This is a genomic window from Sinobacterium norvegicum (genome assembly GCF_923077115.1).
GTDB classification, from domain to species: domain Bacteria; phylum Pseudomonadota; class Gammaproteobacteria; order Pseudomonadales; family Sinobacteriaceae; genus Sinobacterium; species Sinobacterium norvegicum.
The window spans coordinates 66551-90206 of the sequence record NZ_CAKLPX010000003.1; the positions used below are offsets into that span (position 1 = coordinate 66551).

Here is a 23656-nt window from a genome sequence, read left to right on the forward strand (position 1 = left end):
AAATAGTTAGCGGCTTTTAGTGGATAGGCCGACATCATACCCTGCTAAGGGTTTACTTATCCAGCGTTAAACCATGGCTGGCCAGCCAGGCTAGCAGGGTTTGATTGGCCTTGGAAATGACACGGTTTTTCTTCTTTGCAACGGCCATTCTTAGGCCAATCTTGGGCTCCAGTGCAATGGGGACTAATTGCTGCTCCTGTTGCGCCATCACCGACAGACCGATGGTGGCGCCGAGGCCGCTTTTAACCATTTCATTGATCAGCGGTAAAAAGTTGGTTTGCATGCGAATATCGGGATACACCTGATGTTTCTGGCAGAGCTTGTCAAAGGCGCGGCGAATATAATAATCGTTTTCGTAAAGTACCATGGCGGCACTGTCGAGCTGGCTGATTTGCAGTTTTTTCTGCCCAGCCCAGCGGTGCTTTTGATTGACCAACAGTATGACCTGCTCATCGATTAATGCTGTTAATTCCAGTTCATCGCTGTGTTCGCCAATGGTGATAACGCCCAGTTCAATTTCCTCGCGTAACAGTTGTTGTTCGATCAGGCTGGTACCTGCCTGGGTTACCTCGGCGGTTAAGCCAGGGTAGGCGGCAAGAAATCGCGTTAACACGCTGGGCAGTAAATAAGTGGCCACCATGGAGGGGCAGCTAATGGCTATCTCGCCCCGGGTTAAATCTCCCATGTCGCTGATTGATTGACTCAATAATTTGGCCTTGAGCAGCAGCTCCTCGGCTAATTGCTGGGTTTGCCTGCCTTCCTTGGTCAATCGTATCTGGCGATTTTGACGCTCAATCAGTGTCACGCCAAACTCTTCTTCGAGTTTTTTAATGGCAATGCTCACCGCCGGCTGAGCCATATGAAGTTGTTCGCCAGCACGGCTAAAACTCTGTTGCTTGGCCACGGCTAAAAAAATTTCGAGTTTACGTAGATCCATAATTGGCAGTGTCTCATTACTTAGCGCAGCGGAAGTTTGTTTCAGTGTAACTGAAACCGCGGTGATTTTTCACGCTACTTTGTGGCGGCGAGCCGTTATCGTATTACCGGTTGCGACAATTTGTCACATTCCGCGGTTTATGTCCCTGGGCTATGATCGCCGCCATAATAAATCTCACGTTATGGCTGTTGTATTTATGCGCAAAACACACACTCTCTGCTGTTGGATGGTACTCGCTACCCCGCTCAGTGTCGGGGCCTCCGTTGACCGACCAGTGAATAAACTCGAAACCGTGGTAGTGACCGCAACACGGTCAGAACAATCTAAGCGTGACCTCAGTGAGTCACTGACAGCGTTTGAACAACAAGAGATTGAGTTTGTCTCTCCCTCTCATCCCAGTGAAATGTTGAACCGCGCTGCAGGCGTACATATTAATAACCTGGGTGGTGAAGGGCATATGACGGCGATTCGTCAGCCTATCTCTACCCGTGGGGTGTATTTGTTTTTGGAGGATGGACTGCCGATTCGGCCCACAGGATTTTTTAATCACAATGCCCTGTACGAGGTTAACATTCCCCAGAGTGGTCAATTAGAGGTGGTTAAGGGACCGGGTTCGGCGCTTTATGGCAGCGATGCCATTGGCGGTGTGATTAACAGTTTGACGGCACCGCCCTCTGAAACTGCCTCGGCCACGATCAATGCCGAACTGGGTTCCGATGGCTGGCAGCGGGGGCTGTTGTCGGGCTCGACGACATTGGGTAAACACGGGGTTAAGCTGGATGTTAACGTCACCGCGAACGAGGGCTTTCGAGATGATGGGGACTACAATCGACAGTCGTTTACCGGTCGTTGGGATTACAATGCAAGCGACGATCTGCAGATAAAAACACTGCTTTCTTATACTGAGGTTGAACAGAGTGGGGTATCGGATTTAACCGAAGACGATTACAAAAACGACCCGAGTAAAAATTATTTTCAAGGTGACACTGCGTTCAGAGAGGTACAGGCGCTTCGCTTGTCATCAGAATTTTCGCTGCAGTTAAGCCCCCACTCCTCGGTGAGTATCACGCCATATTATCGCAATAACACCACTGCTATGGCGCCATCATGGATGGTGACCTATGACCCTAATGAACGTGAGACGACGTTTCAATCCTTGGGTTTTTTAACCCAGTACCAATTTGATCTTAATGATAATAACAACGTTATATTAGGGCTCGACGTCGATTACACGCCGTCGAGTTATAACGAACAGGCGGTGTCGCATCAGCAAAATGGCGACATCTATACCGGTTATACCCCGCTGGGGCATACCTCCTACGATTACGATGCCAATCAAACCTCGCTGTCGCCGTATATTCATTTTGAAAGCCAGTTGAGCGAAAAATTATTGCTGACGGCCGGTCTTCGTTATGACTATTTCAGAGTCGACTACGACGATAACCTATCGGCCGATGCGCCGGACTCTATTTTTATTCCGCAGCTAGGCCGTCCTGTGACGCACCTGCGGCCGGAGGACCAGAGCGTATCGTTCGAACACATGAGCCCTAAATTTGGTTTGGTTTATCAAATTAATGGCCAGCATGATGCCTATTTCAATTATCGACACGCCTTTAGTGTGCCGTCGACGGGAACCTTGTTCCGCTCGGGTAGCACGGAAAACAGCGATCAACTTGAACCGATCAAGGCGGATAGTTTCGAGTTGGGGGCTCGGGGCTTGATCACCGAGTGGCTGTACTATGAGGCCGCGCTTTATCATATGTTGATCAATGACGATTTGGTGACCGTGATTGATGGCTACCAACGTAATACCTACAACGCGGGCGAGACCTCACATCAGGGGGTGGAGTTGTCGCTGTTTGGCGATATAACAGAAGAGCTTAGCTACGCCCTTGCTTGGACCAAAACCAAACAGCGCTACGAGAGCTTTAGTTATACCTGTTGTTACCCCAGCGAGAATGTTGATGTCAGCGGTAATACTGTCGCCAAGGCGCCGGAAACCATTGCTAATATTAGCCTGGCTTATGCGCCGATGATGTTGCCCGGAGTACAGTTTGAGCTGGAATGGCAGCACCTGGGTGAGTACTACACCGATGTCACCAATACTGCCAGCTATGCCGGACACGACCTGTTCAATCTGCGTGCTGCCTATGCGGTCGACAATCATTGGAGGCTATATGCCAGGCTACAAAATCTCAGTGATGAACGCTACTCAACCTACACCTCAAATCAGGTCGGCGATGATGAAATTCATTATCGTCCTGGTCAGCCACGCAGTTTCTATGGCGGCTTTACCTATAGTTTTTAATAGCGACAGATATAAAAATGAAAAAATTTTTACTTCAGCAGTCGATGCGTTTGCATCGTTGGTTATTGTGGTCGGCATTGGTTTCTCTGATCGTTTTTGTGGTGTCGGCGCTCAGTCATCCATTGATGGTATGGACCGGGCCGCAATCTTTGGTTTTCTCGCCGCCGAGTCTTGTGGTTGAGCAGCAGACAATGGCAATCTTCAGTCGGCAGTTAGGCCATCCGGCGGTTGAGCAGGCGCGATTGGTTAAGTTGGTTGCCACCAAACAGGGCGCAATGATGCAGCTGTCGGATGCTGGCGGCCGGCGACAGTATGTATCGCTGCAGCAGGGCATCGGCGAAGAGGTTGATGGCAGTGATCGCTATGATGATAGGGCGCAGGCAATTTGGCTGGCCCGTTATTACACCGGTGAGGCTGCTGATGTTGAGGCGGTCGAATGGATAGATAAGTTCTCAACAGACTACCCATCGGTTAACCGTTTACTGCCGGTTTATCGCGTCAGTTTTGCTAATGACAGTGGCTTGTCGGCTTATGTTCATACTGAGACAAATGCCTTAGCCGGATTGAATAATCATTGGAAGACCTCGCTGCAATGGGTTTTTAAAAACCTGCACAGCTGGTCTTGGTTGGATTATTATCCAACGCTACGCGTTGCCATTATGCTGTATCTATTACTGGTTCTGCTGGCGTTGACAGCCTCCGGTGTGACGCTGTTACTCGTTTTGCGACGACGTCATTATCGCTCGGCCGGCCAGCGCTTCCACCGTCGTTTAGCCTGGCTGGTTTGCTTGCCGCTGCTGGGCTTTATTATCAGTGGCGCTTATCACTTACTGCAACAACAATATGGCCAAGGTTTGCAGTTGGCTGCGTTACCCGATGTAGTCAGAATTAATGGTGTTGTCGGCGTCGAGACTCACGATGTTGTCGGTGTTCTTGCTGATCAGGATCAGCCATTGCATCAGATCAGCGTTATCAGTCATCAGGGCAGGGCGTACTTACGTGCCAGTGTTGCCGCCGATAAAAAGTCTAAGCTGCAGAGGGAACATGACCACTATGAGTCCCCTACCTCGATACGCAATCAACGTTTCGATGGTATTGGCCGAGAGCAGGGCGGTTACTATTTTGACTTGCCAGCCATGCAGCCGCAGACATTCAGCGATCGACAGGTTGCCCGCTCGTTGGCGTTGGACTATTTACAGCGTCGTGACTTCACTCTTGATGACAAGGATTTGACGGTTGAGAAGGTCAGCCGTTTCGGTGGCGGATATGATTTTCGCCACAAGCGCCTGCCGGTATGGAAGATCACATTACCGCAACAAAGCAACGATATTATTTTTGTCGACACATTCTCGGGCTTGGTGGTTGAGCATGTCACCTCAGCGCAGCAGTGGGAGGGGGTGTCTTTCTCGCAGTTGCATAAATGGAATATGCTAACGCCGATACTGGGCCGAGAGTACCGCGATGCCTTGATGGTATTGGTGCTGTTGCTGGCCTTGGCCTTGGCGGCACTCGGTGTGGTAATGCGTCGTCGGTAAGTTTTGACGATACGGCGAGCAAAAAAAACAGCGCGTATGCGCTGTTTTTTTGTTCGAGTGCTCTGAGAGAGTGTGCTAGAGGAAGAAATCGGTATTATCAAAACCAAATTGTAGCGAGCCCAAGTTGCGACCTAGCTTAAAGGCATTGTTGGCGACATGGGTGCGGCCGGCGTTAATATCTAACCAGCTGCGGTTGATCGGGTGATCTTTAAAAATTCCCTGGGCGCCGCAACTGAGGAATAACTCATTCATCGCGTCGGTACATTTTTTCGAAACCGCAGAGGCGTCAAAACGCATTTTTACCCGTTCTTCTGTGGTCAGTGGCTCGGCGCCATTGACCGCATCCATCTGACGATCGAAGTTACGAAATAAAACCGTACGACACTCGTCGATGACAGCCTCGGCGGTGGCGGCGGCGTAAAGAGCCTGTGGGTCTAAGGCTGCCCGTGCGCCGTCGTTGAGACCGGTGCGATTTTTGTTGACGGTGATAAATGCCGTCAGCGCACCCTGCAGTGCGCCGATCGATGAGGTCGAGACCGCCCGCGGGAAGATCTGACCAAAGGGCAGACGGAACACCGGGTTGAGGTTGACACTGTTGCCTGGGTTGTCGCAATTATATCCATCTAACGAGCGATGTAAGCGGTGGGCAGGAACAAAGACGTTGTCGACGACAATATCGTTAGAACCGGTGCCTTCGAGGCCGGAGACGTTCCAGTTGTCGACGATTTGATAATCGGCGCGGGGCACTAGGAAGGTACAGTAATCTGGTGCACCGCCCTCTTCTGCCGGTGGTACCATGGCGCCCAGGAAGGCCCAGTCACAGTGCTTTGAGCCGGAGGAAAAGCCCCACTTACCGCTGAGCATATAGCCGCCCTCGGTATGAGTCACCTTGCCGACGGGCATATAAGAGCTGGAGATTAACGTTGCATCGTTATCCTGCCACACATCCTGCTGCGCCTTGTCGTCGAACAGGCCCAGCTGCCAGTTGTGAATGGCGACCACGCCCAGTACCCAGGCCGTCGACATACAGCCCTCGGCGAGGATCATCTGTACCTCGAAAAAAACGTGTGGCTCAAGCTCGTAGCCGCCGTAACGTGCTGGTTGCATAATGCGGAAAAATCCGGCCTCTTGCATCTCGGCAATAGTGGCGTCCGGTAGTTTTCCAAGCTCAGCTGTTTCGTTAGCGCGTTGGCGAATCAGTGGCACCATGGTTCTGGCGCTGCTGTATAAACGGTTTTTTAATTCGAGGTTTTGGTGTTTCCAATCGCGTGTTGTCATTATTTTATCCTGCTCAGTATCACATTGTATTTTTTTGTCATTGAGGGAGGGGTTAACCCTGGCCCCAGCGGTGTCCCCAGGTACTTGGCACGGCGCTTTCCGTCGGGGTATAAGTAGCCCAGTCGACCTGTAATCCGCCATAGCCATATTCCATGGCAAAACCAGCCGGCGTTTCTACATAGACGGAGATCATTTCGTCGTTGGTATGGCAGCCCAAACCGGTTACCGTCCTGACCTCGTGTTGATGGACGCGGTCCATCATATGGCCGACAGTGTGTATATCTTCAACCTCGATCATCATATGGACACAGTCACCGGCATGGGGATTGGCATCTTGAAACAATGCCAGAGAGTGATGACGGGGGTTGTTGACATGCAAGAAATGCAGACCCTGGCCCGGATCATCGGTATTGCCGGAGAAATTAAAGTGCATGTAGTCAACCTGACCAAAACCCATGACCTCGGTATAAAATTTGTGTGAGGCTGCGAGGTCTGAGGTTGGCATGGCGATGTGGCCTAACCCCATGTCGCCGTTGTGGCCGGTGACAAAGTTTTTCACACCCACCGGAGAGATCAGCGACGCGTAGTCGAGTTTCATGTTGTAGAAAATTTCAACATTGTGATTGCCTGGGTCGGTAAAGCTGACAAAGCCGCGAACGCAGCGGTCATCGGCCTGCTGCTGACTGCCGCGCTGATAGCTGACGCCGGCGGCCTCGAGTTCTTGCAGCGCCTGCTCAAAGGCTTTTTCCCCGGGTACTTCCCAGGCGATGGTGTTGAGTCTGTCTTTATCACTTGACACGATGCGAAAGCGATAGGGGCACTCATCCATACGTAGATAGAGGTTGCCGTCATCAGGCATATTATTGGCGACCATTAAGCCGAGTACTTCGGTGCCAAATTTACGCCACTTAGTTAAATCGGTAGATTCGATTTCAACATAGCCAAGGCTGCGAATATCCATAGGGTGTTCCATTGAGTGAGTGGTGAGAGGGGAGCCCCTCTCACTGAAGGTTTAAGCAGCGGACTGATGCATTTTAGCCAGCGTTTCTTCGACACTGGGACCTTCGACGGTGACGTGACTGCGTTCTTTTGTCATCTGTGGTGAGATATCGGCGATGTCAGTGTAAAACTGCTGATACCATTTACGTACCAAGTTGACGGGGCCGTCGCCGTCGCAGAGTACCGGGTTGTCATTGAGAATTTTATTATCCCAAATCTCAATATCTTGCTGGAAAGACTCGATGGTGAGCTTGGTGTATTCGGCTACCATTTGTTTGTTTTCTTCTTCACTAACACCTTCGATCTTCTTCATCATGACGCCGAAGTTGATGTGAAACTCCTTGGTACTGACAGGAATATGGCTGACCAATAAGTGCACGGCGACAGGCTTGTCGTCCATCATGCCGGTCATGGTTGTTGTCATATAGGCAGGCCCTTCATAGTGGGCGATAGAGGTCATGGGAACCTCGCCGGAGGTTAAGATCTCGTGGCCTCCTACCATGAATTGAGTGAATTCATGGCCTTTCATTTTGTTGCTGAACGACTCAACGGCGGTATAGTGAACTGGGCCAAAATGCGCCATATCGGCCATATTGTCGACCAATTCGCGGCAGTGGCTTTGAATCGGCACCTGATTCATCACCCAGTCGGTCCACTCGCCCGAGTAGTAATCGTCAATCTTAGCCGGTTCTTGCTCGGCAATCGGCAGATTGCCCTCTGGGTCGTTCCAGACCATTAATAAACCATTTTTCTCCAATACCGGCCATGACTTAATTACCGCCTTGCTGGGAATGTTTTTAGCGTAGGGGATGTCATCACAGACCCCGTCGGCACCCCAGCTCCAGGCGTGGAATGGACAGACTAAGGAGTTGCCGCTGACGCAGCCCTTGCTTAAATCGGCACCCATGTGCGGGCAGTAAGCGTCGAGAACATGGACGGCATTATCGTCCTCGCCACGGTAGGCGACAACACGGGTACCAAAGTAGTTATACATTTGTGGGGTGCTGGTAATCGCATCGGCTTTTGCTAAGACATGCCAGCCACGGGCATAGCGTTCTGGCCAAATTTTTTGTTCGATAACATGGGGTTTGCGGTCAGTTGCGATCATTATTGTTCTCTCTGTTAGACGCTGCTTCGTTGTTCAGTAGTATGGTGAAGAGCGTACTGCCTGACCTCGTCCGTTAAGACGACCCTACACTTTGTGTGGGTATTTTGGTGGTCGCGATAAGATGTTATGTGGTTGTTTTATATCGCTTTTAAGTCAACTGTTAAGCTTTGTTTAGTTAGCGAATTAGACCGAATTTAGTTGCGATGAGTCAATATGGCTTATTGCAATTGGCCAAGCCTGACCTTGATCGCCGCTCTGACCGCGTCGATGGCGGCGACTAATTGGTCGGTGTCGCTACGGCTGTCGTTGAAACTGTGCCACTTGTCGGCCCAAAGCTGTCGTAGTTGCTCTGCCTGATGCTGGGTGTCGTCATCAATTAAGGCACTGAGATCGTTGATCAGGCCAATTTTGATCCAGCCAATCCGAGGGTTGCCCTCACTGGTATTCATATCATAGTGGCCGATATAGATCAGTTGTTCGAGCTCGGATAGTGCCGATAACACCTGGAACGAAGCGGTGCGAATATTGCTGTTATCTTCACTGACTTCAAGCCGCCAAGTGTTATAACTGAAACCCACCAGGGCAAAAATAATGCTGAATATAGCGGTGAACTGATAGGTTTTAATCTTTGCTTCGAAATTTTCTGTCGCCATGGCTCTGTTTTTCTTTTTTATTCAGTAGCCTCAGTATAGAAGAAGTGGCAGCAATCGAGGCGCTGTATTGTTCTCCGTCAAATGTTTGTTCGGCTTACAGAATATGGGCTATCAGCAGGGCGTGTTATGACGCACAATGCTAAATTATCATTGAAAATAAGAGCGACTGTCATCATGTTGGGATTATTTAATCTTTCCCGATTCACCGCTGGATTTATCGCTGTGGTGGTGGGCTATTCCAGTTCTGCGGTGATTATTTTTCAGGCAGCGGGTGCGGCGGGCGCCAGTGAGGCTGAGATCAGCTCGTGGATGTGGGCCATTGGTATTGGCATGGGTTTGAGCAGTATCGGCTTGTCGCTGTGGTATCGCATGCCGATTCTAACCGCTTGGTCGACACCGGGTGCAGCCTTGTTAGTCACCAGCTTGCCTGGGCTGATGATGTCGGATGCGATCGGGGTGTTTATTTTCAGCTCGTCACTTATTCTGCTATTTGGTATTACCGGATGGTTTAAGCAACTGATGCGGGTCATTCCTACCAACCTAGCCTCGGCCATGTTGGCCGGGGTGTTGTTACAGTTTGGTCTCAACCTGTTTATTGCCATGCAAAGCCAGTGGTTGTTGGTGATTTTGATGTTGGCCAGCTACTTTGTCTGCCGACGATATTCGCCACGATTGAGTATTCTCTTGACGCTGTGTGTTGGTATTGCGATGTCAGGAGGATTGGGATTACTCAACCTCGCGGCCATGGAAGTACGCTTGGCAGCCCCTGTACTAACCTGGCCGAGCTGGAATGTCAGCGCCCTGGTTGGTATCGGTATTCCGTTGTTTGTGGTCACCATGGCCTCACAAAATATTCCCGGCATCACCGTATTACAGGCCTACCAATACCGCCCGCCGTCTTCGCCGTTAATCAGTTGGACCGGGTTCACAGGGATTTTGTTGGCGCCTTTTGGTGGCTTTGCCTTTAATCTGGCAGCCATTACTGCGGCGATTTGTATGGGTAAAGAGGCTGACCCCGACCCAAGTAAGCGCTATTTTGCCAGTGTTTGGGCCGGTATATTGTATTTGGTGGCCGGCCTGTTTGGTGCCACGGTGGTGGCGGTGTTTACAGTTTTTCCCGCCGAATTGATTGCAGCCATTGCTGGGCTGGCGCTGTTGGCAACAACGGCTAACAGTTTGGCGGCTTCATTCGAGCCAGCTCAGGGACGAGAGGCCGCGCTGATTACGTTGTTGATAACAGCTTCGGGCTTTTCATTATTGGGGGTAAGCAGTGCTTTTTGGGGGTTGTTACTCGGCTTGTTGGCCTATCATGCAATACCGGTGTTAAAGCCTGTCGATGAGGATAAATAGATATATATCTATTTATATATAAAATATATCAATTCTATAGATATAATATATTTTATTTATCTATAGTGGCTTGCTATTTTTACTCTATCAATCATTCAATGTGGAGTAGACAGCATGGCGATTAAGCCTTGGCAAAAAATGGACTGGCAGGATGCTTTTGGTTTAGAGCAGCAGCTGACTGAGGAGCAGCGGATGGTACGAGATACTGCCCGCCAATATGCTCAGGAAAAATTATTGCCACGGGTCCGCCAGGCCTACCGCAATGAAACGGTTGATCGTGAACTATTTAAAGAGATGGGGGCGCTGGGTTTGCTGGGCTCTACCATCGAAGGTTATGGCTGCCCCGGCGTTGACTACATCAGTTATGGCTTGGTGGCGCGAGAAATTGAGCGCGTCGACTCGGGTTATCGTTCGATGATGAGCGTGCAATCATCACTGGTAATGTATCCTATTTATGCCTATGGCACCGAGACTCAGCGTCAACGTTATCTTCCTAAGCTTGCCAGTGGTGAATGGGTTGGTTGCTTTGGCATGACCGAACCCGACCACGGTTCAGACCCTGGCGGCATGATCACCCGCGCCCGCAGTGTCGAGGGTGGTTACAGCCTCAGTGGCGCCAAGATGTGGATTACCAACAGCCCGATTGCCGATGTCTTTGTCGTCTGGGCAAAGACCGATGATGGAGAGATCCGTGGCTTTATTCTTGAGCGGGGAATGGCTGGTTTGAGCACCCCTAAAATAGAAGGTAAGCAGGCCTTGCGCGCCTCGATTACCGGCGAGATAGTGATGGACGAGGTGTTGGTTGCCGAGGATGCCTTGCTGCCCAAGGTGAAAGGATTGAAAGGCCCGTTTGGTTGCTTGAATAATGCCCGTTACGGCATTGCCTGGGGGGCTCTGGGCGCCGCTGAAACCTGCTGGCATACCGCTCGAGAGTATACTCTTGAACGTAAACAGTTTGGTCGCCCGCTGGCGGCAACGCAGCTGGTACAGATGAAACTGGCTGATATGCAAACTGAGCTCAGCCTAGCGTTGCAGGGCTGTTTTAGGGCTGGCCAGATGATGGACGGTGAAGGTATTGCACCGGATTTGATTTCACTGATTAAGCGTAACTCCTGCGGCAAGTCGCTGGCCATCGCGCGCACCGCACGGGACATGTTAGGCGGTAACGGCATCTCTGATGAGTACCCTATTATGCGCCATATGATGAATCTTGAGGTGGTCAACACTTATGAGGGGACGCACGATATTCACGGTTTAATTCTCGGTCGTAATCAGACCGGTATCCCGGCGTTTTAGTCGAGTATTTTGGCGGTACTGTTAACTACAAAGAGTGGCGGAGAGAGCAATGGGTGCGTTAAGCGGGTTGAAAGTGCTGGACTTATCACGGGTATTGGCCGGTCCATGGGCCAGTCAGTGTCTGGCGGATTTCGGCGCCGAGGTGATCAAGGTTGAGCGGCCGCAAAGTGGCGATGATACGCGTCGCTGGGGGCCGCCATATATGGCGGATAATCATGGCGATCCGACACAGGAATCGGCCTATTTTGCCAGCACTAACCGGGGTAAAAAATCCGTCTGTATCGATATGCATAGTGACCAGGGCCAGCAACAATTAAAGGCCTTGGCCACCGATGCCGACATTGTGATCGAAAACTTTAAGGTGGGCGGCGCCGCTAAATACGGTTTGGACTATCAAAGCCTGGCGGCGATTAACCCCCGGATTATCTATTGCTCGATTACTGGCTTTGGCCAAGATGGCCCGATGGCGTCGCGCCCGGGATATGATTTTTTAGTTCAGGCGATGGGGGGCTTGATGAGTGTCACTGGTGCCGCCGATGGTGAGGCGGGTGCTGGGCCGCAGAAGGTCGGTGTGGCGTTGACCGATATTATGACCGGGCTGTACGCGACCATCGGTATACTGGCGGCAGTGAACGAGCGCCATCAGTCAGGCCTTGGTCAATACATCGATCTGGCTCTGCTCGATGTCACCGCGGCCACCTTGGCCAACCAGGCCAGTAATTTCTTGCTAGGCGGTAAGACGCCAACGCGTCTGGGTAATGCGCATCCTAATATTGTTCCCTATCAAAGTTTTGTTGTTGCCGATGGACACTGTATTGTCGCCGTTGGCAACGACAGTCAATTCCAACGTTATGTTGAGGTGTTAGGGTTGGCGGAATTGGCTGAGGATGCTGACTACGCCAGCAATGAGCAGCGAGTACTGAACCGCGACGCGCTGGTGCCGTTACTACAGCGCCGAATGTTGGATAAAGGCCGTGACCAATGGTTGGCAGAGTTCGCCGCTGCCGGAGTGCCAGCTGGCCCAATCAATACCATCGATGAAGTGTTTGAGCACCCTCAAATTATAGCGCGGCAGATGAAAATCGATGTGGCGCATCCGTTAAACGATAGTCTCACTCTGGTTGCCAATCCGATTAAGATGTCACGAACGCCGGCAGAGTATGTGCTGCCGCCACCGATGCTAGGTCAACATACGGAACAAGTGTTGGCGATGTTATGCAGTGTTGACGACGGTCGATAGTGACTCTTTTTGTGTTACTCCTGATAGCGAAATTTATCGTCTCCTCACACTCGATGTTGAATAATAGGTACGCTTCAAGTCGTCTTGATTAAAAAAATGTAAAAAAAGTTGAGAAATTAAAAAATATTTATTCATAATAAATAGATACTTACGGGTTTATCTTGGGGGTTTTTTAAGTCCTTACGTAGTTTTACGCATACACGTTTCAACATTTGATCATATAAAATCTTCATACCGATTTGATGTAAGTCATTTTAAAAAACATAATCAGATGAAATTACGGGGTTTGCGACCATGTACTATGTCACGACAGAACACTCTTTAACGCCAACTACCCGCGCCTTTCGTAGCGCCACAGAACAAAATCGTTACTATCTTCATATGAAAAAACAGGGCATTGCCTGTTATCAATGGAAGCGCGTATAAAGATTACATTGTTGCTGATAAAAAATGCAGGCTAAGAAGTTAGCCTGCATTTTTTTGTGCTATTTGTAAGATGAGTAATTATTTAGAATGCTTAGGTACAATTACGAATGTTGATATACCTCATCTTTAGCAATAATGATTGCGTTGACACAGTGACGTGTCTTTCCAACATCCAAGGTATTGTGCCGTATTCACTTATTTGAATACGGCTTTTTTTTGCCTGAAATTTGTCAAATTAAAAGTAAAAAAAAGCAGCGATAAATCGCTGCGTTTAATCGAGAATAGCGCGAAGTGCCTAGGCGCTTGCTGTCTCTTGTAGCTCGCGGAAGACCGCTTCGTTTTCGACGCCGGCCAAATGCTTGGCGGCCAGCCAACCGTAGGTCATCGCTGGGCCGAGGGTTGAACCGGGGCCTGGGTAGGTGGGTAGAATCGCCGCCGAACAGTTACCGCAGGCATAGAGACCATCGATGGCACTGCCATCCTCACGGATCACCTGAGCGTTGATGTTGGTCTGCAGGCCACCGTGGGTACCGAAATCACCGGGATCGATACGAATAGCATAGAACGGCCCCTCGTTGATCGGTGCCATACAGGGGTTTGGTGTGACAGTGGCATCGCCATAGTATTGATCGTAGGCGGTATCGCCACGGCCAAACTCACGGTCTTTACCAGCGACAGAGTCCTCGTTCATATTCTTAACCGTGCTGTTTAAGCCGGCCTTATCGATGCCGAGTTTATCGGCCAGATCGTCGATGTTATCGGCGATGGCCATAAAGCCGTTTTCGAAATAACTCTTGGGCAACTGGCTGTCGGGGCGCAGCCCCTTGGTCAGTAATGGGCCAACAACATATTCCTTGCGGAAGCGATTGTCGAATACCATATAGGCAGGAACCTGTTCGCTGTCGGCAGAGTGTTTGTCGAACAACTCACGCTGATAGGCCATATAATTTTGTGACTCATTGGCAATACGTTCACCGCGCATATTGACCACGCAGGAGCCGGGCATCGATTTCTCGATAATGGCCAGACGTGGTGCTGGCTCATCGGGTGCTGAAATAGTGGTACACCACCAGGCCGAGTTCATTAAGCGGGTATCGGCACCGACGGCCATGCCAGCAATGTGAGCATCGCCGGTATTGGTATCGACGCCGCCAGACCAGGAGGCATTGGTTGGCTTGGGCAGATACTGATCGCGCATTTGCTGATTCTTCTCAAACCCCCCAGCGGCGAGAATAACGCCCTTGTTAGCTTTGATGCGATAGGGCTTACCGTTCTTCTCGGCCAGCACACCGACGACCTTGCCGTCCTCGGTGATTAACTCTTTCATCGGTGACTCTAACCAAAGGGGGATGTTGCGGTCTTTGAGGGCGAGGAATAGGCGGGCAACACCGGCGCTACCACAGGTAATTCGACGGGAGCGTTTATTCTTAAATAACCAGCCGAAGTCGGTGAGGTAGTTGGCAAACAACTTCATCGTTAGGCCGATCCAGCCCTTGGCGCGGGTCATCAATATCTGCGCCTCCTCCTGGGTCATACCGATACGGTCCAGCATATAAATCATATGGTGGGTGTCGACCAGGTTGTGCATATCGTCGCCGAGGTCAGATTTCTTGATCGGCTGTGGCTCGAGCGAGCGGTGACCATCACGGGCACCGGGGCTCTGCATATAGTAATCGGGATAATGACCCAGGGAGATATAATCGATATGTTCGCTGCGTTCAGATAAAAATTTCAGCATTTTTGGGGCATTCTGCAGGTAGTTATCGACCATCTGCCAGGGTACTTCATCGGCCGGAGTGGTGTCTTTCAAATAGGCGCGGGCCTCATCGAGGCTGTCTTGGGCGCCAGCGGCCTTGGAATAATGGCTGTTAGGAATCCAAATGCCGCCGCCAGACACGGAGCTGGTACCGCCAAATTTATCGGCTTTCTCAAGTAGTAAAACGTCTTTTAGCCCTAGCTCATAGGCGCTTAGCGCAGCGGTCATAGCGCCGTTGCCGGAGCCGATGACGAGTACATCTACCTCATGATCCCATTGCATTATTTTATTCTCCGCTGGTTGCGTATTGTGTTGATTAGTCGCTTAAATTTACCGGATGATGGCAGGGATAAGCTGTCGATAACAGGTATTCTATCAACGATTACCGAATAATAATCTGTCGACAAATTAACAATGGTTGTGCAAAAATGCACAGCATGAATTGGGAATTGATCAAAATTTTTCTGGCTGTCCATCGCAACGGCTCGGCCACAGCAGCGGCGAAATCGCTGAAAATAAACCACGCGACGGTGATTCGCCGACTGGCACAGCTGGAGCAAAACTTACAGCTGAGGTTGTTTGATCACCTGCAGACGGGCTATCGCATCACCGATGTCGGCCGTGCATTATTAGACGATGGCCTGAAGATGGAGGCCGCCGCCGTCAGCTTTGAGCGCAAGGCGCAGAGCCGGGGCGACCAGGCTGGCGGGGTGTTGAAGGTATCGATGCCAGAAACCGCCTTTGTCGATTTGAGTGCGGCGTTAAAAGGCTTCCATCAGCGCTATCCGCAGATTGAGTTACAGCTACTATCGACGGCCAAGATCAGTAACATGGCCAGGCTGGAGGCCGACGTGGTGATTCGCTTAACCAATGAGCCGCCGGTGCTGCTGGTGGGCAAGCAGGTGCAGACTGTTGGCTTTGGTGCCTATGCACACCGTGATTATATCGGGCAGTTCGATGACGCACCCACCGCCGAGCAGTGTGGCTGGATCTTGTGGAGTGGCAGTGAGGCCAGCCCGATGCCGGAGGTGAACCAGCCGGTACGATTATTACAGCAGGTATTGCCCGCATTGCGACTGACGCTGACCAGTAACAGCATGGCCGAGATTATTACCGTTGTCCGTGCAGCTATGGGCGTCGGCTTATTATCCCATCAGGTGGCAGCGGAATACCCCGAGCTTGTGGCGCTGCCCTTTGACAATATTGTGGCCAGGGCAGGATTGGACAGTGCCGGACTGTGGTTGCTCACCCACCAGGACCTGCGCGATTCAGAGCGGGTAATGGCCTTTATCCGTTTTTTCTCTGAGCAGCTGTCGTCACAGTGAGTCACCATCTGCTAAGGTAGTTTTGAGGTCGGTAGTTTTACCGATAGGCCCTATCTATCAACATGGTATGCTCTAAGCGTTCGCTACCATAGGAGAAACCCATGATCAGCCATTATTACCGCCGTGGTTACTTATTATTGGCGGCACTGCTTTCCGTCGTTGTTGCCGGTTGTTCCAGCGCCCCGCAAATTCCAGACTCGGTTTATCAGTTTGATCAGTTAGAAAGTGTTAAACGTGTACAGAATTACCGCCTCGATGGCTGGGTGACGATTGATAACCGTTCGCTGATTGTCCGTACCTCACCGAGTAAGTCGTATTTGTTCGTGTTGGCCTACCCCAATAATGATTTAAAATTTAAAAATGCCATTGCTATTAGCTCAACGGCCGGTAGTGTGCAGGTGAATTTTGACACTGTGTCGGTGATACAGGGTGGCAGTTCGGTGCCGGTGGTAATTAGTACCATCTACAAGCTCGACAGCCGCGACCAGGAAAAAGAAATCATCGCTGAGATCAACAGCCGCCGTGAAAAAGCGCAAACTGTCGCCGACAGGGCAGAATAATCTTGTCATTCGACGAGACGGCTTTAGCCGAGCCGTGTGCATAAATACAGATGTTACCGTGCTACAGATCAACCCGCCTCGGCGGGTTTTTTGTGCGAAAAATTCACAAACTGGCTATTAATTCAGCGATTGTCACAGGGTTGTATTAGTGTCCACAAATTCTGTGGATAAGTTGTTGGGTAGTTTGTTGGCACAAGGCTGAAAGTGGCATGATGACTGGGGTGGTGACAAATTGATTGATTTCCAATCAAATTTATAAAGTCTTTATTAATCAATCGCTTATGTTTTTTCGGTGGCGCGGTGGATAAAAACTAGTCACAGCGGCATAGAGAGCTTAAAATTTGTGCATAAATGCGTCGCTCACCCCTGAGGTTGGGGGGTTAGCGGCCCAGTTTTTTGAATAGTACGATGGCGGTAATGACTAACAGGGAGTAGAAAATAATAAACTCAGTCGACATGAAGTCGAGGGCTGATAGGAGTGCGTATTGGGTGACGTTTTGCTCGGCGATTACCTGCTCGCTGTTGAATTGCATGGCAAAGCCGAGGGCGAGGACGAAAAATATAATCAGAGTGGCCAGCGACTGTCGGTGAATGCTATTCATCATTCGGCTAAACCGTGAAATTGGCTTGGGGTTTACCGTGGTGTCAATGTCTTGTTCGTTCATCATAACAGCGTGCCAGATCGTTGCAGCGAGGACGTCAGCTGCGGATGAGTGAGTTGGCAATATAGTGATCGATTATTGCAGTATTGGGTATTCGGAAATTTTCGTATGGTTATAGCGAAAACCGCAGTGTATCAGGTGACGCGCACCAGAGTTGGGTGGCGTCACGGTCAGGTTTAAATAGCCAGGCGTTGTCTCAGCCGAGTCTTCAGCCGTCTTAGGCCGACCCTGGCATCCTGCTCCACCGCGTATAGGCAGGGCAGATAAAACAGCGTAATCAGGCTGCCAAACAACACCCCCCAAAACATCGCCGCCACCATCGGGCGCAGAAAGGGGTTGTCGCCCAACAGGCCATAGGCGGTGGGGAATAATCCAGCGACGGTGGTCAGTGTGGTGATGTAAATTGGTCGCAGGCGAGAGCTGGCGGCGTCGATGATTTGCATCTGACTGAGGAAGGCGCCGTCGACACGTTGCTTGTTGAGCTTGTCGATCATAATCAGCGAGTCGTTGACCAGAATGCCAGCAAGCCCCGTCATACCGACCATGGCAGACAGGCTCATCTCAAAACCCTGCACCGCAAAGGCCAGCAATACACCGACGATGCCGAGGGGTATGACGCTCATTACCAACAGTGGCTGGCTAATCGAATTGAACAGTAACACCAACAAAAACAGAATGCCGGCAAAGGCCAGGGTGGCGGCATTACCGACATCGCCCATCGCCGCCTGCTGCCTGACTGATTCACCGCCCTGGCGAATTTCTAATTCAGGATAGCGCTGACGGAGCTCGGTGCGGGTGATGAACTCGGCGACGTTTTTATTGATCTCGGCCACTGAGATTTTGTCCTTATGCACATCGGCATAGACGGTAATCGTTCGGTCACCAAAGTCGTGTCGAATCGAGGATTCGCCGGGACGGCTGACGAGTTCTGCGACGTTGCGCAGCATAATCGGTTGGCCCTGATTGTTGATAATGCTGAGGCCATAGAGCGTCTCGGCCTTGCCCTGCTCGGGTTGTTTAAACTGCAGCCTAAATTTGATCCGCTCATCGACGGTTTGCAACTCGTCAATCAGCAGGCCATTAAAGGCAATACGCACGGCGCGGCTGACCTGTTGGACGGTTAAGCCGTAGTCGGCCATCGCCTCGTGGTTGAGTACTAACTCGATCAAGTCCTTGCCTGGGCTGTAGCTACTCCAAACTTCCGCGGCTCCGGGTTGTTGATGTAAGTATTCACTGATCGCCTCGGCGACAAAGTAGCGTTGCTCGTGGTTGCCAACAATATCGACTTCTACGGCCCGACCGGTGGGTGGTGTATTCAATGAGGCCTCGACAACCAGTTTGATAAAGGGAGCGCTATCACTGAGTTCGCTACGCAGTGTTTGCATTAATTCGTTGGCATCGAGTTGGCGTTCACCAAGGGGAACTAAAAATATATTCATCAAACCCCAGGATGGCTGTTGGCCGCTGGTCACATCCTGCGCTCTGCCGTCATGATGGCCAATAGTATATTTAATATTCAGCAGGTCGTGCTGCTCAATCATCGCCCGAACCCGTTGGTCGAGTCCCTGCATGGCCAGCTGTGTCTGCTCGAAAGGCGTGCCGACCGGCATCTCGGCCTTGATGATGATATTGTCGATATCACCACTGGGATAGAGGTTCATGCGCAAATTATTGGCGCTGATATAACCGATTACAATACTGCCGACGGTCATAATAGCGAGGGCGCGATAGCGGTTATAAATAAACACCCGCAACCATTTCTGGTAGAACACTTCTATGGGCTTAAACCAGGTACGTTCTTGTCCCTTGCCATCTTCGGCGTTCTTGCTCAACGCATGAGCCATATGGGCGGGTAGCATGAGCTTGCACTCGATCAATGAGGCAACTAACACCATCATTACCATTGCCGGCACCACCCACATAAACTTGCCCTCGGTACCGGATAAAAATAACAGTGGTGCAAACGCCAGCAGTGTTGTTGCTGAGCTGGTCAATACCGGTGCGGCGATCTCATGGGTACCGTTGATGGCGGCATCGATAGGCGAATCGCCCTGTTCGCTGCGCTGGAAAATACTCTCGGCGATAACTATGGCATCGTCAACCAGAATACCCAGCATTAAAATGAGGGCGCCGATACTGGTTTGATTAATACTCATACCGAGCATTGGCATGAAAATAAAAGCCATTAAAATCGCAGTAGGGATGCCGACGACCACCCAGATAGTAAAGCGGAAGGGGAAGAAGGCCAGCAGCACGGCAAACACTAACACGATACCGGCGAGGGCATTGTCGACTAACATGTTCATCATGTTGCGAGTAAAGCGGGTATTGTCGTTAAAAGCTTCCAGAGTGACGCCCAGGGGGAGTGTGGGCTGAACACGCTCAACAAAGGCACGTAGGTTGTTGGCGGCTTCTAACTCATCGGCGTCAGCCCCCTTAATCACTTGCATGCTGATGCCGGGGCGGCCATTGGAGTAGGATTGAATACTCCAGTCCTCGTAGTCAATGACCACATCGGCAATGTCACGAACCCGTAAATAGTTACCGGGTTCACCGACCCTGATAATGACCTCGGCTAATTCCTTGGGGTCTTTAAACTCACCGACGGTAATAATATCGCGTTCGCTCTGAAATGAACTGATAGAGCCGCCTGAATCGCGTACGTTGCGGGCGGTAATCGCACTGATTACTTCGTCATAGCTGACGCCTAGCTGATGCAGGCGCTGTGGGTCGAGTAATATTTTGACTTCTTTGCGGCGGAAACCTTCCTTGTTGATGGCCGAGACACCGGGTACTAAGCGCAGTTGGTTGACGATCTTACGGCTGGATTGACGCAAGACTTCCTCGGACACATCGCCGTGTAGCAACAGCTCCATAATGGGAATACGATCGGGGTCATGACGGGTGACCAGCGGCTTGTAGGGCAGGTCGTCGGGTAATCGGGCGGCGGCGCGGTCGACGGCTTTTTGTAAATCCTGTTCGAAGACGGCATTTTGACTGCGGTTGTTATCGGGGTTGGCCTCGACTAATAGGCTGGAAGAGCCCTCCATCGAACTCGAAATCAGTTTTTCTAAACCGCTGATCTCCAGTATTTCCTCCTCCAGAGGCACGGTGACCGAAAGCTCAATATCCTCGGCACTGGCGCCGGGGCGGGAGGTAGAGACGGTAAATTTACCCAGATCCATGGACGGGTAAGAGCTGTATTCTTGATTCGATAAGGTGATATAGCCAACCATAAAGATTAGCGCCAAGATTAAATTGACCAGCAGTGGCCGGCGGGCAAAAAAGCCGATGAGTTGTTTCATCGTTTAACCCTCTGTTGACGTGTTAGATTGCTCTGTGCTGTCAGCGGCTTCATCGGGGAAGGATTCTACTGTTATTTCGCCAGTATTTTTCTCTGCCGGTATCGGTGCATCGATGGACTTGCCGTGACGGATTAGCTCCAGTGGCGAGACAATAATCTGATCACCGGGGTTGATGCCGGCCAGCACCGGTGTGGTTACCTGACCGGGAATGGCCAGCACCGGTTCTACTTCAATCGCCGTGCCGTTCTCAACTCGATAAACCACCCGGCGGCGGTTGCGATCAACCAGTGCCTCGTTGGGCACCAGGATCATATTTTCACGGCGAAGGCCTGTCAGTCTTACCTTGGCTGACATGCCTGACTTCAGTTTGTGGTCGCTGTTATTGACCGTCAGTTTGACGGTGAAATTGCCAGTGGCTGGGTCGGCCGAGCTGCCGATACTCTCGATACGGGCTTGGTACTCGCGGCCGGCAACGCCGGGAGTGGTCATTACTGCCTGCTCACCGATATGCAATAGGTTGACCTCACGCTGGGTGATAAAGGTCACCATTCTCAGTGTGTCGGTAACGTGGGCAACAGCCAGTTGGTCGCCGGGTAATACAGTCTGCCCGGGCTCGACGTTACGGTCGGCGACCAAGCCGTCGACGGGGCTGATAATCACTGTGTCACGCAGTTCCTGTTGGGACAGCGCCAGAGCGGCTCGCGATTCTTGTAGGGCGGCGGTGGAGCGCTCAAAATGGGTTTCAGAGTCTTTAAATTGCTCTTGAGACAGGGCGCCGGTGGCGACCAAATCACGGTGGCGCCTAAAAGTGGCGCTGGCCTGTTCGACCTGAGATTGCGCACTCTCGACATTGGCCAATGCCTTGTTATAACGAAACTGTTGTTTTCTATCGTCGAGGCGGATTAGCACCTGTCCTGCTTTGATCGCCTGCCCCTCTTTGAAGTTAACCTCCCGTGCGGTGCCGGAGAAATCGACACTGATGGTAACCTCCTCGGTCGACTCCAAATAGCCATAGCTGTCGAAATTGGCCTGCCAAGACTGCGGCTGGAGTATGACTGTCTCTACTGTCAATAGCTGTTGCGCTGGGTTTTCGACGGCTGGTTCGTGGCTGTCACAGCCACCGAGTAGCCAAAGAGACAAAGAGAGGAAAAGTGCTGTGTATTTATTATTCATTAGGTAACCACTGTTATCGCTGCGACTACAATAAACCGCCTGTTTACCGTAGGGGGGAAGATAATAGAATAATGCCTCAATTGATGCGACTACAATGTTGAACATTGTTAATAAAGCGACGTATATCATTGGCGGCTAACCTTAATGAGTGAGTGGTTAAAAGACACTGTGCCAGCCGATAGAGTGGGGCCGGCACGGATAGTGGTAGTCATTCTGTATCAGCGGTGTCATGATGGTTTAATAACCCCCAAACAATAGCCTTAAGCTATTGAACTTACTGAATTTAGATTGGAGAACTTAACGTGATGTTAGAGGCCGGCTCGATGTTAGTGATTATTCTGGCGATATTTGCCGTCGTTACCGTTATTGCCGGTGCCAAAATGGTGCCTCAGGGGCACAATTGGACGGTGGAACGCTTTGGTAAATACACCAAAACCCTGCCGCCGGGCCTGCATATCATCATTCCGTTTATCGATACCATCGGCCAAAAAGTCAACATCATGGAGCAGGTGCTCGATGTGGTGCCGCAGGAGGTTATCTCGGCGGATAACGCCATGGTGACCACCGATGCGGTCAGTTTCTATCAAATTCTCGACCCGGTTAAGGCCTCGTACGAGGTGAGTGATTTAACCCGCGCGATGCAAAATCTGATGATGACTAATATTCGCGCCGTGCTCGGTTCGTTAGAGCTGGATGACATGCTATCCAACCGCGATAAGATTAATACCCTGCTGCTGCAAAAGGTGGATGAGGTCACTGACCCCTGGGGTGTGAAGGTCACGCGTATCGAGATTCGCGACATCACGCCACCGCGTGATTTGGTTGAGTCGATGGCCAACCAGATGAAGGCCGAGCGCGACAAGCGTGCCTCTATCCTGGAGGCGGAAGGTAAGCGAGCGGCAGAAATCCTTGAAGCCGAGGGCCTGAAACAGGGTGCTATTCTCAAGGCCGAGGGTGAACTCGAGGCGGCCAAGCGTGAGGCCGAGGCCCGTGAACGTTTAGCCGAAGCTGAGGCAAAGGCGACCCATATGGTATCGCAGGCGATACAGCAGGGTGATAACCGCGCCATTAATTACTTTGTCGCGCAAAAATATGTCGAGGCACTGACCAGTATTGCCTCTGCGGATAACAGCAAGGTGATTATGATGCCGCTGGAGGCCAGCAATGTGATTGGTTCCGTCGCCGGTATCAGCGAGTTATTTAACGAGGTTAAGTCTGGTAAGGAGTCTTAAATGGAAACGGCACTGCATATCACTTACAGCCACTGGTTGATTCTTGCGATGATACTACTGGCACTGGAAGTCTTCGGTGCCGGTGGTTTCTTAATTGGCATGGCCATCGCGAGCTTAGCCTTAGCGTTAGTGACCTGGTTGTCACCGGGCATGGATTGGCAGCCGCAGTTGGTTGCCTTTGCCTTGATCTCAGTCGCTGCAACCTACGTCTATTGGCGTTCTTTTAAAGGCTTTAACAACCGCAGTGATCAACCTGAATTAAATCACAAGACCTCGCAGTTTGTCGGTCGTCGATTTGCTCTGCAGCAGAGCCTTGTTGGCGGCATGGGCAGGCAGCAAATTGGCGATACCTTTTGGAAGATCAAGGCTGATGGCGAGCTGGCTGAGGGTAGCCTGGTCGAGGTCTATGGTGCCGAGGGCAGTGAGTTATTAGTCAAGCCCATCGATCGCCGCGGTGATACCGATGGCGAATAAGCTGCTGGCGGCTAAATCAGCGATCGAGATGACGCCTCT

Annotated in this window: 18 protein-coding genes; 9 read left to right on the forward strand and 9 right to left on the reverse strand. The window is 51.1% G+C overall.

Translation table 11 applies throughout. The features are described 5' to 3' along the window. Positions 1-52: 52 nt before the first annotated feature. On the reverse strand, positions 53-937 hold the full coding sequence (locus L9P87_RS12200) for a LysR family transcriptional regulator (protein WP_237445031.1): 885 nt from the start codon (positions 935-937) through the stop codon (positions 53-55). Between the two features lie 196 nt (positions 938-1133). Here L9P87_RS12200 and L9P87_RS12205 point away from each other — a divergent pair, with 196 nt between their 5' ends. Both L9P87_RS12205 and L9P87_RS12210 read left to right on the forward strand, forming a co-directional pair. Next, complete coding sequence (locus tag L9P87_RS12205; RefSeq protein WP_237445032.1) at positions 1134-3245, forward strand: TonB-dependent receptor family protein; 2112 nt, start codon at positions 1134-1136, stop codon at positions 3243-3245. Positions 3246-3262: 17 nt separating this feature from the next. After that, a complete protein-coding gene (locus tag L9P87_RS12210) occupies positions 3263-4780 on the forward strand; it encodes a PepSY domain-containing protein (protein WP_237445033.1) in 1518 nt (505 codons plus the stop codon). A gap of 75 nt (positions 4781-4855) precedes the next feature. Here L9P87_RS12210 and L9P87_RS12215 read toward each other — a convergent pair whose 3' ends face one another. The 4 genes from L9P87_RS12215 to L9P87_RS12230 form a co-directional block, all read right to left on the reverse strand. Next, the gene (locus L9P87_RS12215; RefSeq protein WP_237445034.1) at positions 4856-6058 is read right to left on the reverse strand and encodes an acyl-CoA dehydrogenase family protein; all 1203 of its coding nucleotides are present in this window, start codon (positions 6056-6058) and stop codon (positions 4856-4858) included. A 52-nt stretch (positions 6059-6110) separates the two neighbouring features. Beyond that, positions 6111-7019, reverse strand: a complete 909-nt coding sequence (locus L9P87_RS12220) for a VOC family protein (RefSeq protein WP_237445035.1) — start codon at positions 7017-7019, stop codon at positions 6111-6113. Between the two features lie 51 nt (positions 7020-7070). Then, a complete protein-coding gene (locus L9P87_RS12225; protein WP_237445036.1) occupies positions 7071-8165 on the reverse strand; it encodes a 3-ketosteroid-9-alpha-monooxygenase, oxygenase component in 1095 nt (364 codons plus the stop codon). A 218-nt stretch (positions 8166-8383) separates the two neighbouring features. Further along, positions 8384-8818: a hypothetical protein gene (locus L9P87_RS12230; protein WP_237445037.1), complete on the reverse strand. Its 435-nt coding sequence runs from the start codon at positions 8816-8818 to the stop codon at positions 8384-8386. 126 nt (positions 8819-8944) lie between these two features. On the opposite strand from L9P87_RS12230, the gene L9P87_RS12235 reads away from it, so the two are divergent. From L9P87_RS12235 to L9P87_RS12245, 3 genes are all read left to right on the forward strand, one after another. Next, positions 8945-10168: a benzoate/H(+) symporter BenE family transporter gene (locus L9P87_RS12235; RefSeq protein ID WP_237445038.1), complete on the forward strand. Its 1224-nt coding sequence runs from the start codon at positions 8945-8947 to the stop codon at positions 10166-10168. Positions 10169-10282: 114 nt separating this feature from the next. Beyond that, positions 10283-11464, forward strand: a complete 1182-nt coding sequence (locus L9P87_RS12240) for an acyl-CoA dehydrogenase (protein WP_237445039.1) — start codon at positions 10283-10285, stop codon at positions 11462-11464. Positions 11465-11513: 49 nt separating this feature from the next. Next, positions 11514-12704: a CaiB/BaiF CoA transferase family protein gene (locus tag L9P87_RS12245; RefSeq protein WP_237445040.1), complete on the forward strand. Its 1191-nt coding sequence runs from the start codon at positions 11514-11516 to the stop codon at positions 12702-12704. Positions 12705-13425: 721 nt separating this feature from the next. Here L9P87_RS12245 and L9P87_RS12250 read toward each other — a convergent pair. Beyond that, complete coding sequence (locus L9P87_RS12250; protein ID WP_237445041.1) at positions 13426-15168, reverse strand: FAD-dependent oxidoreductase; 1743 nt, start codon at positions 15166-15168, stop codon at positions 13426-13428. 146 nt (positions 15169-15314) lie between these two features. On the opposite strand from L9P87_RS12250, the gene L9P87_RS12255 reads away from it, so the two are divergent. Next, positions 15315-16211, forward strand: coding sequence for a LysR family transcriptional regulator (locus L9P87_RS12255; protein WP_237445042.1), 897 nt, complete (start codon positions 15315-15317; stop codon positions 16209-16211). A 101-nt stretch (positions 16212-16312) separates the two neighbouring features. Then, positions 16313-16771 carry a DUF6491 family protein gene (locus L9P87_RS12260; RefSeq protein ID WP_237445043.1) on the forward strand — a complete coding sequence of 153 codons (459 nt, stop codon included), beginning with the start codon at positions 16313-16315 and terminating at the stop codon, positions 16769-16771. 380 nt (positions 16772-17151) lie between these two features. Here L9P87_RS12260 and L9P87_RS12265 read toward each other — a convergent pair whose 3' ends face one another. The 3 genes from L9P87_RS12265 to L9P87_RS12275 form a co-directional block, all read right to left on the reverse strand. After that, positions 17152-17439 (reverse strand): hypothetical protein, encoded by a 288-nt coding sequence (locus L9P87_RS12265; protein WP_237445044.1) that lies wholly within the window; start codon positions 17437-17439, stop codon positions 17152-17154. Between the two features lie 170 nt (positions 17440-17609). Further along, complete coding sequence (locus L9P87_RS12270) at positions 17610-20738, reverse strand: efflux RND transporter permease subunit (RefSeq protein ID WP_237445045.1); 3129 nt, start codon at positions 20736-20738, stop codon at positions 17610-17612. Between the two features lie 3 nt (positions 20739-20741). Further along, the gene (locus L9P87_RS12275) at positions 20742-22016 is read right to left on the reverse strand and encodes an efflux RND transporter periplasmic adaptor subunit (RefSeq protein ID WP_237445046.1); all 1275 of its coding nucleotides are present in this window, start codon (positions 22014-22016) and stop codon (positions 20742-20744) included. A 200-nt stretch (positions 22017-22216) separates the two neighbouring features. Here L9P87_RS12275 and L9P87_RS12280 point away from each other — a divergent pair, with 200 nt between their 5' ends. Both L9P87_RS12280 and L9P87_RS12285 read left to right on the forward strand, forming a co-directional pair. Continuing rightward, entirely contained in the window at positions 22217-23143 is a 927-nt protein-coding gene (locus L9P87_RS12280; RefSeq protein ID WP_237445471.1) for an SPFH domain-containing protein, read from the forward strand. After that, positions 23144-23617 carry an NfeD family protein gene (locus L9P87_RS12285; RefSeq protein ID WP_237445047.1) on the forward strand — a complete coding sequence of 158 codons (474 nt, stop codon included), beginning with the start codon at positions 23144-23146 and terminating at the stop codon, positions 23615-23617. It begins immediately after the preceding gene. Positions 23618-23656: the final 39 nt, after the last annotated feature.

Bases quoted from the DNA above. Each gene is read 5' to 3' on its own strand.
- L9P87_RS12235 (WP_237445038.1), top strand. From the start codon at position 8,945: ATGACGCACAATGCTAAATTATCATTGAAAATAAGAGCGACTGTCATC.
- L9P87_RS12200 (WP_237445031.1), bottom strand. From the start codon at position 937: ATGGATCTACGTAAACTCGAAATTTTTTTAGCCGTGGCCAAGCAACAG.
- L9P87_RS12275 (WP_237445046.1), bottom strand. From the start codon at position 22,016: ATGTTCAACATTGTAGTCGCATCAATTGAGGCATTATTCTATTATCTT.
- L9P87_RS12265 (WP_237445044.1), bottom strand. From the start codon at position 17,439: ATGATGAACGAACAAGACATTGACACCACGGTAAACCCCAAGCCAATT.
- L9P87_RS12280 (WP_237445471.1), top strand. From the start codon at position 22,217: ATGTTAGAGGCCGGCTCGATGTTAGTGATTATTCTGGCGATATTTGCC.
- L9P87_RS12240 (WP_237445039.1), top strand. From the start codon at position 10,283: ATGGCGATTAAGCCTTGGCAAAAAATGGACTGGCAGGATGCTTTTGGT.
- L9P87_RS12255 (WP_237445042.1), top strand. From the start codon at position 15,315: ATGCACAGCATGAATTGGGAATTGATCAAAATTTTTCTGGCTGTCCAT.
- L9P87_RS12250 (WP_237445041.1), bottom strand. From the start codon at position 15,168: ATGCAATGGGATCATGAGGTAGATGTACTCGTCATCGGCTCCGGCAAC.
- L9P87_RS12245 (WP_237445040.1), top strand. From the start codon at position 11,514: ATGGGTGCGTTAAGCGGGTTGAAAGTGCTGGACTTATCACGGGTATTG.
- L9P87_RS12210 (WP_237445033.1), top strand. From the start codon at position 3,263: ATGAAAAAATTTTTACTTCAGCAGTCGATGCGTTTGCATCGTTGGTTA.
- L9P87_RS12270 (WP_237445045.1), bottom strand. From the start codon at position 20,738: ATGAAACAACTCATCGGCTTTTTTGCCCGCCGGCCACTGCTGGTCAAT.
- L9P87_RS12205 (WP_237445032.1), top strand. From the start codon at position 1,134: ATGCGCAAAACACACACTCTCTGCTGTTGGATGGTACTCGCTACCCCG.
- L9P87_RS12225 (WP_237445036.1), bottom strand. From the start codon at position 8,165: ATGATCGCAACTGACCGCAAACCCCATGTTATCGAACAAAAAATTTGG.
- L9P87_RS12260 (WP_237445043.1), top strand. From the start codon at position 16,313: ATGATCAGCCATTATTACCGCCGTGGTTACTTATTATTGGCGGCACTG.
- L9P87_RS12230 (WP_237445037.1), bottom strand. From the start codon at position 8,818: ATGGCGACAGAAAATTTCGAAGCAAAGATTAAAACCTATCAGTTCACC.
- L9P87_RS12285 (WP_237445047.1), top strand. From the start codon at position 23,144: ATGGAAACGGCACTGCATATCACTTACAGCCACTGGTTGATTCTTGCG.
- L9P87_RS12215 (WP_237445034.1), bottom strand. From the start codon at position 6,058: ATGACAACACGCGATTGGAAACACCAAAACCTCGAATTAAAAAACCGT.
- L9P87_RS12220 (WP_237445035.1), bottom strand. From the start codon at position 7,019: ATGGATATTCGCAGCCTTGGCTATGTTGAAATCGAATCTACCGATTTA.